The sequence below is a fragment of the Affinirhizobium straminoryzae genome, from assembly GCF_007004135.1.
In the GTDB taxonomy this organism is placed as follows: Bacteria; Pseudomonadota; Alphaproteobacteria; order Rhizobiales; family Rhizobiaceae; genus Neorhizobium; species Neorhizobium straminoryzae.
The window spans coordinates 13,686-31,519 of the sequence record NZ_VJMG01000003.1 but is presented as its reverse complement, the minus strand read 5'-3'; the positions used below and the strand labels follow the sequence as shown (position 1 = coordinate 31,519).

Annotated in this window: 13 protein-coding genes; 4 read left to right on the top strand and 9 right to left on the bottom strand. The window is 63.5% G+C overall.

From position 1 onward, the window contains the following. The first annotated feature begins 133 nt into the window (after positions 1-133). Positions 134-964 (top strand): inositol monophosphatase family protein, encoded by an 831-nt coding sequence (locus FNA46_RS00640; RefSeq protein ID WP_246102744.1) that lies wholly within the window; start codon positions 134-136, stop codon positions 962-964. An 82-nt stretch (positions 965-1,046) separates the two neighbouring features. On the opposite strand, the gene FNA46_RS00635 is transcribed toward FNA46_RS00640, so the two are convergent. The 4 genes from FNA46_RS00635 to FNA46_RS00620 are packed head-to-tail and all read right to left on the bottom strand — an operon-like array spanning position 1,047 to position 5,027. Further along, positions 1,047-2,135, bottom strand: a complete 1,089-nt coding sequence (locus tag FNA46_RS00635; protein WP_142880406.1) for an ABC transporter ATP-binding protein — start codon at positions 2,133-2,135, stop codon at positions 1,047-1,049. Positions 2,136-2,164: 29 nt separating this feature from the next. Beyond that, entirely contained in the window at positions 2,165-2,992 is an 828-nt protein-coding gene (locus FNA46_RS00630; protein ID WP_142880405.1) for an ABC transporter permease, read from the bottom strand. Continuing rightward, positions 2,989-3,882 (bottom strand): ABC transporter permease, encoded by an 894-nt coding sequence (locus tag FNA46_RS00625; protein ID WP_425468648.1) that lies wholly within the window; start codon positions 3,880-3,882, stop codon positions 2,989-2,991. The genes FNA46_RS00630 and FNA46_RS00625 overlap by 4 nt, the downstream gene beginning before the upstream one ends. Continuing rightward, entirely contained in the window at positions 3,882-5,027 is a 1,146-nt protein-coding gene (locus tag FNA46_RS00620) for an extracellular solute-binding protein (RefSeq protein ID WP_142880403.1), read from the bottom strand. Before FNA46_RS00620 ends, FNA46_RS00625 begins: the two co-directional genes overlap by 1 nt. Positions 5,028-5,454: 427 nt before the next feature. Between FNA46_RS00620 and FNA46_RS00615 the strand changes: the two genes are divergently transcribed. Next, positions 5,455-5,931, top strand: coding sequence for a chemotaxis protein CheW (locus FNA46_RS00615; protein ID WP_142880402.1), 477 nt, complete (start codon positions 5,455-5,457; stop codon positions 5,929-5,931). 77 nt (positions 5,932-6,008) lie between these two features. On the opposite strand, the gene galE is transcribed toward FNA46_RS00615, so the two are convergent. The 3 genes from galE to mscL form a co-directional block, all read right to left on the bottom strand. Then, positions 6,009-7,040 carry a UDP-glucose 4-epimerase GalE gene (galE, locus tag FNA46_RS00610; RefSeq protein WP_142880401.1) on the bottom strand — a complete coding sequence of 344 codons (1,032 nt, stop codon included), beginning with the start codon at positions 7,038-7,040 and terminating at the stop codon, positions 6,009-6,011. A gap of 162 nt (positions 7,041-7,202) precedes the next feature. Further along, positions 7,203-8,369: a pyridoxal phosphate-dependent aminotransferase gene (locus FNA46_RS00605; protein WP_142880400.1), complete on the bottom strand. Its 1,167-nt coding sequence runs from the start codon at positions 8,367-8,369 to the stop codon at positions 7,203-7,205. Between the two features lie 107 nt (positions 8,370-8,476). Next, entirely contained in the window at positions 8,477-8,902 is a 426-nt protein-coding gene (gene mscL, locus FNA46_RS00600; RefSeq protein WP_142880494.1) for a large conductance mechanosensitive channel protein MscL, read from the bottom strand. A gap of 183 nt (positions 8,903-9,085) precedes the next feature. Here mscL and FNA46_RS00595 point away from each other — a divergent pair, with 183 nt between their 5' ends. Then, positions 9,086-12,589 carry a PAS domain-containing hybrid sensor histidine kinase/response regulator gene (locus FNA46_RS00595; RefSeq protein WP_142880399.1) on the top strand — a complete coding sequence of 1,168 codons (3,504 nt, stop codon included), beginning with the start codon at positions 9,086-9,088 and terminating at the stop codon, positions 12,587-12,589. Positions 12,590-12,777: 188 nt separating this feature from the next. Continuing rightward, positions 12,778-14,037, top strand: coding sequence for an OpgC family protein (locus FNA46_RS00590; RefSeq protein WP_142880398.1), 1,260 nt, complete (start codon positions 12,778-12,780; stop codon positions 14,035-14,037). A gap of 70 nt (positions 14,038-14,107) precedes the next feature. Here the strand turns inward: FNA46_RS00590 and FNA46_RS00585 are convergent, their stop codons facing one another. Both FNA46_RS00585 and FNA46_RS00580 read right to left on the bottom strand, forming a co-directional pair. Next, positions 14,108-15,241 (bottom strand): HWE histidine kinase domain-containing protein, encoded by a 1,134-nt coding sequence (locus FNA46_RS00585; protein WP_185969675.1) that lies wholly within the window; start codon positions 15,239-15,241, stop codon positions 14,108-14,110. Between the two features lie 215 nt (positions 15,242-15,456). Continuing rightward, positions 15,457-17,673: a 3-hydroxyacyl-CoA dehydrogenase NAD-binding domain-containing protein gene (locus FNA46_RS00580; protein ID WP_142880396.1), complete on the bottom strand. Its 2,217-nt coding sequence runs from the start codon at positions 17,671-17,673 to the stop codon at positions 15,457-15,459. Positions 17,674-17,834 lie beyond the last annotated feature (161 nt).

Here is a 17,834-nt window from a genome sequence, read left to right as displayed (position 1 = left end):
GTTGTTGCAACTTGTGTGTATTTTCCCTGAAATCTCAGGGAAATTTCACACCCTTGTCGCACAAATCGGAGAATTTTCGGTCTCCTTGAAGCCGTGCCGGCGCCTCTTTGCCGCACCTATGAAGACAGTCGTGATGCTCTCCCCCCAGCTCTCTCCTCGCCTGCCCGAACATGCCTCGAACCGTGTGCGCCTGATGGCCGCTGCTGCGCTGGAAGCCGGCGAACTGGCGCGGCGTTCCCTGAAACGGCGCTATGCTGACCAGATGGTGGCCAAGGCGCCGCGCGATTACCAGACGGAGATCGACGTCGCCGTCGAGGAGATCATCGTGCGGCGCATGCGCGAACATTTCCCCGATCACGCCATCACCGGCGAGGAGGCTGTCGCCAATCACGAGGCGGCGGCAGGTGCGCCGCGGATCTATATCGATCCGATCGACGGCACCACGAACTATGCCTGGGGCATTCCGCATTTCGGCATGACGATCGCCATCGTCGAAGAGGGCGAGGTCACCTGCGGCGTGGTCTATGACAGCATGCAGGACGAACTGTTTGTCGCAGAGAAGGGTCAGGGCGCCTTCCTCAATGGCGAGCGGCTGGCCTGCCGGCCGGTCGCAGCCATCGAGGACGTGCTGATCGGCGCCGGCCTGCCGATCCCCGGACAGGTGAAGAGCACAGGCGAAGACACCTATTTCGCGGCGCTGCGGCGGCTGATGGCCAACACCGCCGGCGTCCGCCGGCTGGGCTCGGCGTCGCTTTCGCTTGCCTATGTCGCCTGCGGGCGGCTGGACGGCTTCTTCGAGGATGGACTCTCTCTGCACGACTACGGCGCCTCCGTGCTGCTGATCCGCGAGGCGGGCGGCCGCGTCACCGGCTTTTCCGGCGGCGAGATCGGCCGGCACGGCGATATCCTCGCCTCCAACGGCACGCTGCATCCCTGGTTGCTGGAAGGCTTCGCCGCGGACTGACGCGGCCGGTCCGCCCCCCGGAATGACGAACGGCGGGCCCGGGACCCGCCGTTTTCTCTTGCTCATCCAGGCGTGATCCGGTTCAGACCACCAGCGGCGCCGCCCCGAAGGCGGGCGCGGCAGTTGAAGCACCAACAGTGCCGGACACGACCAGCTTGTTATCGCGGTAAAGCGCATAGGCAGAGGGAACCAGCCGGGCGCGGGTGCCCCGTTCCCAACGCATCGCGGGGCTGGTCATCGCCTTCAGGCGCGTGCCGTCAGAGAGTTCCACATCGACCATGATATGGCTGCCGAAATCCGTGGAGCGCACCACCGTGACACCCGCTCCGCCCTCGGCCGCAACAAGGCCCAGCGCCTCCGGGCGCACGGCGAGAACCGCCGGCCCGTCCTGAGCACCGATGGCAACGGACATCTCCGGATGCCGGAAGGTGCCGCCTTCCACATTGGCGGCGATGAAATTCATCTGGCCGATGAAGCCGGCCACAAACTGGGTCTGCGGATTGCGGTAGATCACGTCTGGCGCATCGGCCTGTTCGCATTGGCCATTGCGCAACACCACGATCCGGTCGGCGAGCGCCAGCGCCTCGTCCTGGCCGTGGGTGACGAAGAGCGTGGTGATGCCGAGCCGCTGCTGGATATCGCGTACCTCCTCGCGCAGCCGCTCGCGCAGATGCTGGTCGAGGCTGGCGAAGGGTTCATCCAGCAGCAGGATTTTTGGCTCCAGCACGAGCGACCGGGCGAGTGCCACGCGCTGCTGTTGGCCGCCGGACAGCTGAAAGGTCTGGCGATGGCCGTAGCCGCCAAGCCCGACAAGTTCCAGGGCCGCCTCCACCTTGCGGCGGATCTCGGCCCGCGGCAGGTGGCGCAGCTTCAGGCCGAAGGCAATGTTGTTGAACACGTTCATATGGCTCCACAGCGCATGGCTCTGGAACACCATGCCCGTCGGCCGCCGGTCGGGTGACAGCCGGCCGACATCCTGCCCGTCGATGCGGATCGCACCCGAGGTCGGCTGCTCGAAGCCGCCGATCATGCGCAGGATGGTCGACTTGCCGGAACCGGAGGGTCCGAGCAGGCAGACGAGTTCGCCATCCGCCACATCCAGCGAAAAATCATCGACCGCCACGGTGCTGGCGAAGAACTTGCGCAGGCTCTCGATCGTCAATCTGGCCATGGTCTACTCTTTCATGATTGCATGGCGCTTCAGGCGCCAAAGCCCTTGGCGAAGGCACCGGTGCCGATGACGCGGCGGGCAAACATCAGGGCGATGAAGGACGGAACCCACAGGATCACGGAGAGCACCGCGCCATACTGGATCACGACCTGGTTGTTGATGAAGTTGATCATCAGCACCGGCATGGTGCGGATCTGCGGCGCACCGATCAGCCAGGCGCCTTCCGTCTCGTAGAAGGTGGAGACGAAGGTGAGCAGCACGGCGGCGAAGATTGTCGGGCCGGCCTGTGGCAGGGTGATCGACCAGAAGACGCGCAGCGGCCCGGCGCCGACATCGCGCGCGGCCTCTTCCATCCGCCGGTCCACCGCCTGGAAGGCTGCCACCGGAATCCAGATCATCAGCATCAGCGTGCCGACCAGCTGGATCAGCACCACGCCCCAGAAGGTGGCGATCAGGTTCAGTTGCAGGAAGATCGCGGCAATTGCGACCAGCAGGCCGAATTTCGGAAAGGCATGCGAGGCCAGGAAGGAGAGGAAGAACAGGTCGCGGCCCGGAAATTTCATCCGCGCGAAGGCGTAAGCTGCCGGCAGGCAGATCAGCGCCGACAGCGCCGTGACGGTGGCCGAGAGCTGCAGGCTGATCGACAAGGCATCCCACACATCGGCGCGCGACAGGGTCTGGTTCCAGAAGCGCAGGCCGAACTTTTGCGGAATGACGGCGGGATAGCGCCAGATCTCGGTGAAGGCCCAGGTGAACACGACCAGAAGCGGGACGGCGATGACGATGGCCAGCACGACGGCGAAGAGGAAACCCGTCCAGTCAAAGCGGCCGGACGTGGAAGAATAGGTCCGGATCATCGCGTCTGGCTCCTCTGGTTGCGGGCGATCGACCAGACATAGAAGAGGCCGAAGAACAGGCAGAAGACGAAGGAAATCACGGCCTGCGTCTTGGCGTTCAGCGGATCGTAGAGATCGTTGAAGGTGCGCAGCATGAAGGGGCCCATCATTTCCGGCGAGGCCGGGCCCAGCACGTAAGGCAGGGTGAAGGACGAGAAGATGCCGAGCACCGTGAAAGAGATCGTCACAAGGATGGAATTGCCCATGCGCGGCAGGATGATGTGCCAGAACACCCGGATCGGGCCGGCGCCGACATCGCGCGCCGCCTCGACGGCGCTGTTCGAAATGCTGCCAAGCCCCGCCGTCAGCATCAGCACGGTAAGCGGCAGGTTATCCCAGACAAGCCCGATCACCGGACCCCAGGGGGTCAGATAGGGGCTCGGGATCTTGGGCAGGCCAATGGCATTCAGCAGAATGTCCAGCGTGCCGTTCGGGCCGATGGTGCGGATCAGCGCATAGGAAAGGATGATCGACGGCACGAACATCGGAAAGATCGCGAGACTCTGCACCAGATCGGCAAAGCGGCTGGTGGAAAAGCGCAGGTAGAGCGCAATCGGCAGGCCGACGAGCAGCAGCAGCACGGCGCAGAGGCCGGTGGTCCACAGCGTCAGCGCCAGATTGGCGCGGCTATAGGGATCGGAAAAGAAGAACTGATAGGAGGCGGTGCTGAAATGCACGCCCTGCGGCCCGTCAACGAACAGGGTCGAGAGGATCGCGGCGATGATCGGGTAGATGATCAGCCAGCCGACGAGAAAGACCGGAATGGCAACGAGGAGGAGGCCTTTCAGCCCCCTCCCGATTGCCGGCTCGGATCCGCCGATGGCGGACGGAATTGCCGTGTCTGCCATGATCAGCCGCGTGCGAGCCCGGTCGCGACGTTGCGGTACCAGCCATCGTTGATGGCGGCATTCCAGTCGCCGCCCGGGAAGGTCGGGATGGAGGTCGGCACGACGTCCTTGTACTTTTCGCGCAGATCAGCCGCGATATTATCCCAGGTCACGCCCGGGAAGCCGCCGATCTGGGTGATGACGGCCGACTGCATCTCGCTGGTCAGCAGGAAGTCGGCAAGCTTGAGGGCCGCATCCTTGTTGGCGCCGTTCGAGAACACGGTGAGGCGCGAGAAACCGCCGCACAGCGCCAGATCGGTCAGCTGAACGAGGCCGGTGGTTTCCGGGAGGACACCCTGGGAGATGGCCTGCAGCACCTGGTCCGACCAGACCGGAACCATGGTGACGACGCCCTGCGACAGAAGCTGGATCGACTGGGTGTTGCCCGAGGTATAGGCGCCCTTCTCGTAAAGCGAGGGGGCGATGTCCTTCAGCGCGGCCCAGGCCGGCGTCAGCGACTTTTCGGCATAGTCGGCCGAGAAATTGGCAATGGTGAACTTCGACGGGTCGCGGCCATTCACCTCGTGGATCGCGCGGCGCACGAAATTGCCGCCGGAGCCGCCCTTGTCCGGACGGTTGTAGATGAACTGGCCGGGGTTCTTCTTGATCCAGGCGACCAGCTGTTCCCAGGTCTTCGGCGCGTCCTTGGCGTCGAGCCTGGTCTTGTCGTAGGCGAGCAGAACCTGCGAGCCGCGATAAGGCAGCTGCTGCGGCATGTCGATGGCCTTCGGGTTGACCTTGCCGAAGTTCGGAACGTTGGCCGCCGAGAAGGTGACCCACAGACCGGCATCCACGCCGCCGGCCGGCAGGCGCGCATCGAAGTTCTCGAAGACGTCGGCCTGCGGATCGGCCTTGCTCTTCAGCGCGGCGAGCGCGCGGTCGGCAATGGCACGAAGGCCGTTGTCATCGCCGGCATCGATCAGCTTCACCTTCAGGCCCGGATTGGCCTTCTGGAAAGCAGGGATGATGGTGTTGTTCCAGAAGTCGATGATGTTGTTGTCCGAGCCGCTATAGACCTGGATCGTCTTGTCATCGGCGAGGGCGAAGGAAGGAAGGGCGCTGGCTGCGGCAACGGCAGAGCCTGCCGCCAGAAATTCGCGTCTGTTCATGGGTCTGTCTCCGGATCTGGGACGGCCTTGCCCGCTTGTCCGGGCCGGCAATAACGCGGCGACCCTAGGCAGGCTGAATGACAGCTGGATGATCGTTCGATGACAGTTCCTTGTAATTTGCACACCTGTGCGAAATTTTTGCCGGGCCTGCTCGCTGCGCGTCCCGCGGCACCACCTGCAGGCGAGACCAAGGAATTGCATCTGCCACTAAGATTTCATTAGCAAAGACGCACTATCGTGACTCAACCATGCAATTGGTGGCGTCGAAAAGACTGTCGACGGCATGATGCCGAATCCAAGCAAGCGCCTGCCTTCTCGCGCGGCAATGTCTGCCGGTCGCGTTTCCAGCCCGGCGCAGGATCGGACGGCTATTCTGGCGAACAATCGATTGGCTTGACCTGCAACCGAAGTTCGGAGACTTCCGCCCATGAGCGTGCCCCAGACCACCACCGGTGACGAACTGCTGGAGATCATCGCCTTCCGGCTGCATGCCCAGGAGTTCTGCGTGCGCACGACCTCCATCCGCGAAATTCGCGGCTGGGCGCCAGTGACGCCGCTGCCGCATGCGCCCTATGACGTGATCGGCGTGATGAACCTGCGCGGCACCGTGATCCCGATCGTAGACCTCGCGGTCAAGCTCGGCATGCCCAACACCGAAGTCAACGAGCGCAGCGCCATCGTGGTGACGGACATCAAGGGCATGACCGTCGGCCTGCTGGTTGACCGCGTCTCCGACATCATGACCATCCCGTCCAGCCGCCTTCAGCCGGTGCCGATGGCCGCCGGTTCCAGTTCGGCCTTCTCCGACGGCATCATCGCCCATGACAGCGGCATGATCTGCTTCCTCAATCTGGAGCGCATGTTTGCGCTGGATGATGCCGACGACTGGGGCATGGTCGCCTGAGGCAGGCCGCCTTCCCCTTATGAGAGAATTGCAAACGGGTGCCGCAAACGGCGCCCGTTTTTCGTTCGTGGACAGCGTCAGAAGTTTGCTGCCAGCCGCCCGTGCAGCACCCGCAGACCGCCCACCGGCCGGGAGATCAGACGGCGTTCCCAGGCAAGCGCCGTGGCGACGATCTGATCGAGATCATCATGGCGCGGCATCCAGCCGAACAACCTGCGGGCACGGGTGGAATCGGCCACCACCGAAGCCGCATCGCCCGGCCGGCGCGGCGCGTAATGGATGTCAAACGGGCGCCCTTCCAGCCTCATTACGGCGTTCAACACATCCAGAACCGAATAGCCGCGGCCATAGCCGCAATTGGCGACCTGCGGCGGACCGCCGCGCCTCAGATAAGCTAGTGCGGAGAGATGCGCCTCGACCAGATCGCTGACATGGATGTAGTCCCGGATGCCGGTCCCATCCGGTGTCGGATAATCGGTGCCGTAGATGTCCACGCGGGAGCGGGCGCCGAGAGCGGCCTCGCAGGCGATCTTGATGAGATGCGTCGCCCCTTCGGTGGAAAGGCCCGCCCTGCCCTTCGGATCGGCGCCCGCCACGTTGAAATAGCGCAGCGCCACATAGCGGAAATCATGGGCGGCGCTCGCATCGCGCAGCATCTGCTCGGCCATCAGCTTCGACTGGCCATAGGGATTCTTCGGCAATGTCGCGGCGCTTTCCGCCACCGGCACGCCATCCGGCACATCGCCATAGACGGCCGCCGTCGAGGAAAACACGAAATGCCGGATGCCGGCCTCGATGGCCATTGCTGCCAGAAGCGCGGTCTTGGCAGTGTTGTTCTCGTAATAATCCAGCGGATGCAGCACCGATTGCGGCACCACGATGGAGCCGGCGAAATGCAGGATGGCGTCCACGTCGTTTTCCGCAAGGATGCGGGCCACCAGCGTGCGGTCGCCGACATCGCCGAGATAGAAGCGGGCCGCATCGGGCACGGCCCAGCGGAAGCCGGTGGAGAGCCTGTCCAGCACCACCACTTCCTCGCCCGCGTCGAGCAGGGCAAGCACCATGTGGCTGCCGATATAGCCGGCGCCTCCGGTCACAAGAACTGCCATGGTCGAATGCTCCTGCCTGAGTGTCGGCAGCATCGAACCATGCGGGATCTTCACCGCACCTTACCGGCGAAAGATTCGCCAAGGCATTGTTCGCGCGAGGGAAAATGGAGGCTTGCCACGATCGCTCAAATGCGAGCGATCGCAGGCCCCCTGCAGCACTCGTCAGAGCCTGGCGATATACGCCGCCAGCCGGCCGGCGGCTTCCTCGATCTGTTTCGGATCGCGCAGGAAGCAGGCACGCAGGAAGGCGCCGCCGCCCGGGCCGAAGGCGGTGCCCGGTGCCAGCCCGACCAGCGTCTTGTCGACGATGTCGAAGGCGCCGGCGCGCGGATCATCGATGCCATCCACCTTGAGGAAGGCATAGATCGCGCCGTCCGGCTTGCGGGTCTGCACGCGATTGGTGGCGATCAGGGCGTCGCAGAGCAGATCGCGCGAGGTGCGGGCCCGCTCGATATTGGAGCGCAGGAAATCGTCACCATGATCAAGGGCCGCGATCGCGCCACGCTGCATGAAAGGCGTCAGTCCCGAGCTGGAATACTGGATGAGGTTTTCCAGCACCTGACCGATGGCCGGCGGCGCCACGATCCAGCCGACGCGCCAGCCGGTCATCGACCAGTTCTTCGAGAAGGAATTGGCGTAGAGAATGCGGTCCTCGGGCGTCGCCACATCCAGGAAGGAGGGTGCGCGCTCGCCGTCGTAATAATAGAGCGCATAGATCTCGTCGGCGATGATCCACAGGCCGTGCTGGCGGGCAAGCGCCAGGATGGCTTCGAGATCCTCATGCGTCGCCGTCCAGCCCGTCGGGTTGGACGGGGTATTGATGAAGAGCGCGCGGGTGCGCGGTGTGATCGCCGCGGCGATCTTGCCGACGTCGAGCGACCAGCCGCCATCGACGAAATCCACCGCAACCGGCACGGCCTTCGCGCTGGCGACGCCGATCGCGGCCACGATGTTCGGCCAGCTCGGCGTGAGATAGATGATCTCGTCGCCCGGCGCCGTCAGCGCCTGGACGCAGAGATTGATGGCATGCATGCCGGAGCTCGTCGCAAAGAAATGCTCCATTGGCAGCGAGACGGAAAAATGCCGCTGGTAGTAGCGCGACAGCGCCTGGCGCAGTTCGGGAAGGCCACGCTGCCAGGTGTAGAAGGTCTCGCCCGCATCGAGCGAATCCTTGGTGGCCTTGTTGATGAAGGCGGGGCTCGGCAGGTCGCCTTCGCCGGCCCAGAGGGGGATAAGCCCCTCGCGCCCACGGGCATAGTTGACCAGTTCCACGATCCCGCTCTGCGGGGCGGCGAGCGCACGCGCGCTCAGGCTTTCCAGAAGTGTCATGCAAGGGTCTCCAGCTCACCGTCCTCATAGCGCAGAGCAGCTGCAAAATCCCATGAGTTTCGGTGAGCGGCAGATCGAAATCGGTGATGCGTTTGCGAAGGCCTGCGTCAGCGCGATTTCAGGAGATCGCGGATCTCGGTCAGCAGCTGCACGTCGGCCGGCGGCGGCGCGGCAGGGGCGGCCTCGGCGGGCTTCTTGTCTTCCATGGCGCGGATCCTGTTTACGCCCTTGACCATCAGGAAGATGATCCAGGCGAGAATGAGAAAATTCAGCACCACCGTCAGGAACTTGCCATAGGCGAAGACGGCGCCTTGCGCCTTGGCTGCCTCCAGCGTCGCAGCCGTGACCTTGTCATTCAGCGGAATGAAATAGTTCGAAAAATCAAAGCCGCCGATGATGACGCCGACCACGGGCATTACCACGTCGTTGACCAGCGAGTTGACGATGCCGGTGAAGGCGCCGCCAATGATGATACCGACAGCAAGATCGATCACATTGCCTCGGGCTATGAAGGAACGGAATTCGGAGATCATCGACATGGGAGGCCTTTCATCGTCGCTTGGCTGATGAGGCGAATATAGCAGCCGGCCGACGCGCGGAAAGATGGGCACTCGCAGCGCACGCGACATTGAACTTTATGCCAAGAGCCCATTCATTCCCAAAGCATGTGCTTTGGCCTAGGATAGCAATCCGGGGAGGCCGGTTGCGGAGGTGTCATGCTGCCTGGCTGGATCATTTTGCTGGCGGCCTGCGCCTATATCCTGCTGCTGTTTGCCGTGGCGAGCTATGGCGACCGCAAGAGCAGGCGGTTCGGCGTGCCGAAAAAGGGCCGACCGCTGGTCTATGGTCTCAGCCTTGCCGTCTACTGCACCTCCTGGACCTATTTCGGCGGTGTGGGGCTTGCCTCGGAGCGCGGGCTGGAATTCACCGGCATCTATATCGGCCCCATCCTCACCTTCACGCTGGGCCTGCCGCTGGTGCGCCGGATCATCGAGCTGGCGAAGACCGAGAAACTCACCTCCCCGGCCGATTTCATCGCCGCGCGCTACGGCAAGAACTCCTCCGTCGCGTTGATCGTCGCCGTCATCTCGCTGGTCGGCGCCGTGCCCTACATCGCGCTGCAATTGAAGGCAGTGTCGAACTCGGTGGCGGCCATGGTCGATCCCTCCGCCTATGGCATCGGCAGCGGCAATCTCTATTTCATCGATCTGGCGCTGATCGTCACGATGCTGATGGCCTGCTTTGCCGTGATGTTCGGCACGCGCCATACCGATGCGACAGAACACCAGGATGGGCTGATCCTGGCGGTGGCGATGGAATCGGTCGTCAAGCTGCTGGCCTTCCTGACGATCGGCCTCTCCGTTCTGTTCCTGATGTTCGATGGCCCCATGGATCTATGGCGGCAGGCCAGCGAAAACCGGCTGGTGGAACAGGCGCTGGATTACCGCACGCCGCTGCCGCGCTGGCTGATGCTGATCGGGCTTTCCGCCTTCGCCATTGTCATGCTGCCGCGCCAGTTCCATGTTGCGGTGGTGGAAAACCGCACGCAGGCGGAACTGAAGATGGCCAGCTGGCTGCTGCCGGCCTATCTCGTTGCCATCAACCTCTTCGTACTGCCGGTCGCACTGGCGGGCCTCATCCATTTCGGCGGCACCGGCAATGCCGATCTCTATGTGCTGCAACTGCCGCTGTCGCACGAAATGGAAATCATCACCCTGATCGCCTTCATCGGCGGCTTCTCGGCGGCCACCGCCATGGTGATCGTCGCCTCCGTCGCCTTGTCGATCATGGTGTCGAACGACATCGTGATGCCGATCTTCCTGCGCCGCAAGCTGATGACCTCGGCCGGCCAGCGGGCGGATTTCGCAAGGCCGCTGCTGCGCATCCGCCGCATGGCCATTATCGGCGTGCTGATGCTGGGCTATGGCTATTACCGCATGGCCGATTCCTCCTCGGGCCTCGCGTCTATCGGCCTTCTGTCCTTTGCGGCGGTGGCGCAGATGGCGCCTTCCCTGCTCGGTGGCCTGTTCTGGCGCAGAGCCAATGCGCGGGGCGCAATTGCCGGCATGAGCCTCGGCTTCCTCGCCTGGGCCTACCTGCTGTTCCTGCCGAGTCTCGGCGGCAAGGACAATTCGGCCATTGCCGCAGCCGTTCTCGATTTCCTGTTCCCCGGCACCGGCCTGTTTTCCGGGCCGGCCACCGATCCGCTGGTCAATGCCGTCCTGCTCAGCCTGATCATCAACAGCCTCGCCTTCGTCATCGGCTCGCTGTCGCGCAATCCGCGCCCGGTCGAGCGGATCCAGGCCGGCATCTTCGTGAAGCGGCACCTCAGATCGCAGTTCGCCACCCGCGGCTGGAAGACTCGCGTCTCCGTCGGCGATCTCAAGGCCGCGATCGCCCGCTATCTCGGCGAGGAGCGCATGCGCCGCTCCTTTGCCCATTACGAGCGGACGGCCGGCCGCAAGATCGCCGACCGCGAGGCCGCCGACATGGCCTTCATCCATTTTTCCGAACAGTTGCTCGGCAGTGCCATCGGCTCCTCCTCGGCCCGTCTGGTGCTGTCGCTGATCCTGCAGAAGGCCGAGGACACCAATTCGGACACCGCCTGGCTGCTGGACCAGGCGAGCGAAGCGCTGCAATACAATCAGGACATTTTGCAGACAGCGCTTTCCCAGATGGACCAGGGGGTTGCCGTGTTCGACAGCCAGGAACGGCTGGCGATCTGGAACCGGCGGTTCCGCACCCTGCTCGATCTGCCGGAACAGGTGGGACAGGTTGGGTATCCGTTGAGCGACATCGTCGGCATCCTCACCGATCGCGGCGAAATCGCGGAGGAAGATGGCCGGGCCCTGATCGAGCGGATCAAGATGCTGGACACCCCCTTCCCGCTGGTGCTGCAGGGCGGCGAACGCATCATCGAAGTGCGCTCGAACGCCATGCCGGATGACGGCATCGTCGCCACCTTCACCGACATGACGGAGCGCGTGGCGGCGGCACAGGCGCTGCGGCAGGCCAACGAAACGCTGGAACAGCGCGTCGAGGAACGCACCGCCGAACTGACACGAGTCAACCGCGAACTGGCCGAAGCGCGCGCCGCGGCCGACGAGGCCAATCTCGGCAAGACGCGCTTTTTTGCCGCCGCCGGGCACGACATCCTGCAGCCGCTGAATGCCGCACGCCTCTATTCCTCGACACTGGTGGAGCGTCTCGGCCAATCGGACAACAGCGCGCTGGTGCGCAACATCGATTCCGCGCTGGAATCGGTGGAAAGCATTCTCGGCGCCGTGCTGGACATTTCCCGTCTCGATACCGGCGCGATGAAACCGCGCGTCACCGCCGTGCCGCTCGATGATCTGCTGCGCCGCATCGAGACGGATTTCGCGCCGGTCGCGCGTGAAAAAAACCTGAAATTCCGGGTGATGCCCTCCTCGCTCATCGTCAAGACGGACCCCAACCTGTTGCGCCGGCTGGTTCAGAACCTTGTGTCGAACGCGATCAAGTACACGATCAGCGGCAAGGTTCTGGTCGGCGCCAGGCGGCGGGGACGCGAGGTGGTGATCGAGGTGGTCGATTCCGGAATCGGCATTCCCTCCTCGAAATTCCGTACCGTGTTCCGGGAGTTCGCACGGCTGGACGAGGGCGCACGCACCGCGGCAGGTCTCGGGCTCGGACTGTCCATCGTCGACCGCATCTCGCGTGTGCTCTCGCATCCCGTGGAGCTAGCGTCCACGCCGGGACGAGGCACGATCTTTCGCGTGCGCATGCCGCGCGACATGGGCCGCACCCGACCGTCTGCGCCGGACAAGCCGAATGCCGCCCTCCCGCAGCCTCTCTCTGGCCTCAGCGTGCTGTGCATCGACAACGAGCCGAAGATTCTGGAGGGCATGGAGCTCCTCCTCTCCGGCTGGGGCTGCCGCGTTGTCTCGGCGCGCTCGCTGGAGGAAGCCAAAAGCCGGATTGCCACCATGGGCCATACCCCTGACGTGCTGGTGGCCGACTATCATCTCGATGACGGTAACGGCATCGAGGCAATCCTGCGGCTGCACGACATCATCGGCCGGCCCGTCGCCGCCCTGCTGCTGACGGCCGACCGCAGCCAGGAGGTGCGCAGCGAAGCTGAGCGCCACGGCCTTGGCCTGCAACACAAGCCGGTGAAGCCGGCAGCGCTGCGCGCCTACCTCACCCAGGCCGTCGGCCTGCGCCGCACTGCTGCCGAATAGGCACGATCTTTCCCCCTCGTTAAAGAGTTGTTCATGACGTCAATGTGAAGAGGCCCACCCCAAAGTGGAGCCCGAATCATGGGAACCGCCTCGCTTACGCCGCGTTACTGGGGAAATTTCCTGCCCGCAGAGGCACCACGGACCGACCGGCGCGAGCCTTCGGCGACCGCAAGACGGAGACTCGACCGATGAAACGCTATGACCTGATTGACGGGATGCGGGGGTATTTCCTCGTGTTCATGCTGATCAACCATCTGGTTTTTGCCGGCGGTTACTGGCTGGTGAAGATCAACCACAACCAGTTGGCCTTCGTGGAGGATGCGCAGGGCTTCGTCTTTCTTTCAGGCCTGCTGATCGGCATGGTCTATGTGCGCAAGATGGCCAAGAACGGCTATGCGGCCGGCCGCCAGGCCATCTACTCCCGCGCCTTCGAACTGTATCGCTATGCCATGGGCATCGTGCTGTGCGTGCTCGCCGCCCAGATGCTGCTGCCGGGCGCCTATTACATCTGGTACAACTGGCTGGGCTACACCAATTTCGACGATCCGCTGCGTCTCGCCGCCATTGCAAGCTTCGTGTTCCAGCCGACCTTCATGGATATCCTGCCGCAATACATCATCTACATGCTTGCCGCCCCGATGCTGGTGAAGCTCGTCATCGACGGCAAGTGGGCACATGTGATGGCGGGCTCGCTGATCCTGTGGATGGCCGGCCAGCTTGGCCTGCAGAAGATCGTCACCGATCCGCTGAACCAGTTCTTCATGCGCCCGGACGACCAGGGCATGCGCGCCTCCTTCAACCTGCTCGGCTGGCAGATCGTGTTCTATTCCGGCCTGGTGCTGGGCGCCATGACCTCGCTCAACAAGATCGAATGGGGCCGCATCTTCTCGCCGGAAAACAGCTATATCCCGACGATCAGCGGCCTGATCTGCGCCTTCTTCCTGCCGCTGCGCATCATGACCGCCAATGGCCTGATGCCGGCCGATCTGGCGGCGAAGTTCTCGACCATGGAAATCCGCGCCGATTTCGGCCCGGTCTATCTCATCAACTTCGCGGCCGCGGCCACGCTTCTGACCTGGATGATCATTGCCGGCCCGAAGCACAAGTCGGCGGTGGTGCGCAACATTGCAGGTGGTATCACCCGGGTTCTGTCGCTGAAATTCCTGCAGCTTCTCGGCCGCCACTCGCTCTATGTCTACGTGTTCCACGTCGGCATCGTCTACGCCGTCTATTATTTCGACGGCCGTACGCCGGAACTGTCGGAACTGACCAAGACGGTCATCGCCTTCTCGTGCATCGCGCTCCTTTCCATCCCGGCCCTGTGGCGCGAACGGGAAAGGTGGCTGCCGGCGCTCATGGGAGCCGAGCCTGCAGCGCAGCCTGCACAGTTCGCTTCGGCCCCGACATCACGCCCGAACGCGACCAAGATCCGCCCGAAGACGGCCTGACCCGACGCTTCCACTCTGCCACACACGAGAGGCGGCCACCCGGCCGCCTTTTGCATGATACGGAAAGGGGTTATGCCAGCACACTCGAGGCGCGCATGGAAAAATGGACGACGAGACCGGTCGACTCATAGGCAAAGGTGCATTCGCCGCCCAGACCGGACGACATGCGCGTGACCAGATCCGTGCCAAACCCCTGTCTGCTGGGTGCAGAAACCGTCGGTCCGTTGCTTTCGCGCCAGAAAAGGTCGATGCGCTCGCCCTCGTCGCCATCCTCGGGATCATCGGGCATATAGCGACGCCAGGAGACTGCGATCTGCCCCGCCTCCTGAGAGAGCGCACCGTATTTCAGCGCATTCGTGCCGAGTTCGTGGATGATCAGGCTGAGCGCGATGATGGTCGTACCGTTGAGGCTGAGATGCGGCCCCTCGAACACCAGCCGCTCGCCCTCCGATAGCCCAAGCGGCGAAAGCGTGGCAAGCAACGCCTCGCGCATGTCGGCGCTGCCACCGTGCAGCGAACCGCGCAGAAGCGTGATCGAATGGCCCATGGCCTGGATCCGCTGGCGCAACTGGCTGCCAAGCTGCGCCGGCGTTGTGGCATGCCGCTGGGAGAGGGCGATCAGCCCGCTTGTGGTCGCCAGCAGGTTCTTCATGCGGTGGTCCACCTCTTCCGACACCAGTTGCTGGAGCTGCAGGTTATAGGCGAGGTCGTTGCGCGCCCTGACCTGCGAGGCATAGGCCGCCAGCAGCAGCTGCAGCAGGCCGAGATCGATGGCAATCACCAGAAAGAAGAAGCAGAGCGCCGTCATGGACTGCACGCTGAGGGCAAAACTGCCGGGCGGGCCGATGAACCAGTACCAGGCCACCAGCGCGGAAATCAGCGTATTCATCAGCGCCGGATAGATGCCAAAGCAGAAACCGGTCAGGATGACAGCCGGGAAGAAGGTCAGATAGGGAAAACCGGGCGGCAGGAAATCGTCCACCACGAACCGCAGTGCCACCGCCACCGCCTCGATGACGAGCGACATGGCATAGGCAAACAGCCGTTCCTGAACCGTCATGCTCTGCGTTGTCGAGCGGAAGGCAGGCAGGCGCGACAGAAGCTGCACGAGACGGTTGTCGCGTGCCGCCAGACGGTTGAGGGCTGCGGCGGATCGTGCGGCAGCGCTGGCCTTGCCCGGCCGGCCTTCGCGTGTATTCGACATTATCCCCCCCCCGAAAGCCATGATGGCCAGACCCAGCATGCCCGCTCTTGGGCCACAGGTTGCTGTTTCCATTCGACAAATGCGGTGGCGCCACTATCGCAGCCGCTCAGAAAACCGCAACAGGAAAACACGGGCGGACAAAGGCGGGCTGCAAGCATCAAGGAGATAGGCACGTCGGAGCCTATCTCCTTTCATGTCAACCGGTGAATGGCCGATCACGCCGCCTTGGTCACGGCGCCATAGGGATTGAACCGCGTGTAGAAGGTTTCGCCCTTCGCGGCCATGTCGAGCAGCAGCGGCGTCGGCTTGAAGTGTTCCCCGTATTGTGCGGCCAGCGTTTCACAAAGGGCCACGAAGGCCTTCACCCCCATGCCGTCGATATAGGACAGTGTCCCACCGGTATAGGGCGCGAACCCGAAACCGAGGATCGAGCCCACATCCGCCTCACGCGGATCCGTGACGATGCCTTCTTCCATGGTGCGGGCCGCTTCCAGCGCGATGGTGGCGAGAAGGCGCTGCTTCAGCACGGTCACATCTACCTCGGCGGCCGGCTTCTGCGGATAAAAATCCTTGAGGCCGGGCCACAGCGACTTTTTCGCAGGTTTCGCCGGATAGTCGTAGAAACCGCGGGTATTCTTGCGGCCGCGACGGTCGAGATCGTTCACCAGCTTGTCCACCAGCGCCATATGCTCCGGCTTCACCGAGGCTTCGCCCAGATCGGCAATCGAGGCTTTCATGATCTTCTGGGACAGATCGACGGCCACCTCGTCGTTGAGCGAGAGCGGGCCGACCGGCATGCCGGCCATCTTGGCGGCGTTCTCGATCATCGCCGCCGGCACGCCCTCGATCAGCATGTCATAGGCTTCGTTGATGTAGCGGAACACGCAGCGGTTGACATAGAAGCCGCGCGTATCGTTGACGACGATCGGCGTCTTCTTGATCTGGGCGACGTAATCGAGCGCCGCCGCCAGCGCCTCGTCGCCGGTTTCCTCGCCGAGGATCACTTCCGTCAGCATCATCTTTTCGACCGGCGAGAAGAAGTGCACGCCGATGAACTGGTTTGGGCGCTTTGAATTCTGCGCCAGGCCGGTGATCGGCAGCGTCGAAGTGTTGGAGGCGAAGATCGCGCCTTCCGGCAGCACGGCCTCGACCTTCTCGATCACGTCCTTCTTGACCTGACGGTCTTCGAACACCGCCTCGATGACGAGAGCGACATCCGACAGCGCCGCATAATCGGCCGTCGGCGTGATGAGCGAGAGCAGCTTCTCGCCCTCCTCCTTCGTCATGCGGCCCTTGCCGATGCTGTCGGCCACCAGCTTTTCCGAGACGGCCTTGCCCTTGGCAGCCGCCTCCTCATCGCGGTCGATCAGCGAGACGGCGATGCCGGCCGCCGCAGAAACATAGGCGATGGAGGCGCCCATGAAGCCAGCGCCGACGACGCCGATCTTCGAAAACTTCTTCTTCTCGGGACCGGCCGGACGGCGCGCGCCCTTGCCCAGTTCCTGCATGGAGATGAACAGCGAACGGATCATCGAGAAGGCTTCGGTGGAGCGTAGCACCTGCGTGAAATAGCGCTGCTCGATCCTGAGGCCCGTATCGAAGGGCACCTGCAGGCCTTCATAGACGCATTTGAGGATGGCAAGCGCGCCTGGATAATTGCCGGCCGTTTCACGGCGCAGGATGGCGGGGGCGGCTGGCCAGAGCTGGGCCGACGCCGGCGTCCAGATGCCGCCGCCCGGCACCTTGAAGCCCTTCTCGTCCCAGGGCGCGACGGGCTTCAACCCGTCCTTGATCATCTGCTTTGCCGCAGCTACCAGCTGGTCGGGCTCGACCACCTGATGCACGAGGTTCATCGCCTTTGCCCGTTGCGGCGTCAGCGTCTGGCCCGTCGTCATCATCTGCAGGGCATCCTGCGTGTTGGCGAGACGCGAGACGCGCTGCGTGCCGCCAGCCCCCGGAAAGATACCGACCTTGACTTCCGGCAGCGCCAGCTTGACCGACTTCGCATTGGAAACGACGCGGCCATGGCAGGCAAGCGACAGTTCCAGCGCACCGCCCATGCACACACCGTTGATGGCCGACACCCACGGCTTGCCATTGGTTTCGATCTTGCGCCACAGCCAGGTCATGCGGCCGGCGACATCGAACAGCTTCTGCATGGCCGTCTCGGGGTTCTTCGCCTGCTCTTCCTGAAGGAGCGAGAACATGCCGCGGATCATGGTCAGGTCCGCACCGCCGGAGAAGGCGTTCTTGCCGGAGGTGAACACCACGCCCTTGACGCTCGCATCCGCCACCGTCTGGTCCACGATGGCGTCGATCTCATCCATCACCTCTTCGGTGAATACGTTCATGCTCTTGTCCGGCATATCCCAGGTAACGAGGGCAATGCCGTCTGCGTCGGTCTCGACGGTGAAATTCCTGTAGGTGCTCATTCTGGGGTACCTCTTCCCTTAAATTTTTGCCGATGTCGCCGCCGCTCCACATCCGGTGCGATCTGGCGCGGGTTAAGCCCCTCCCCCTTGTGGGGAGGGGTTGGGGAGGGGAAATTGCCGAGAAAACCCCTCCCGCCTGCCGGCCACCCTCCCCACAAGGG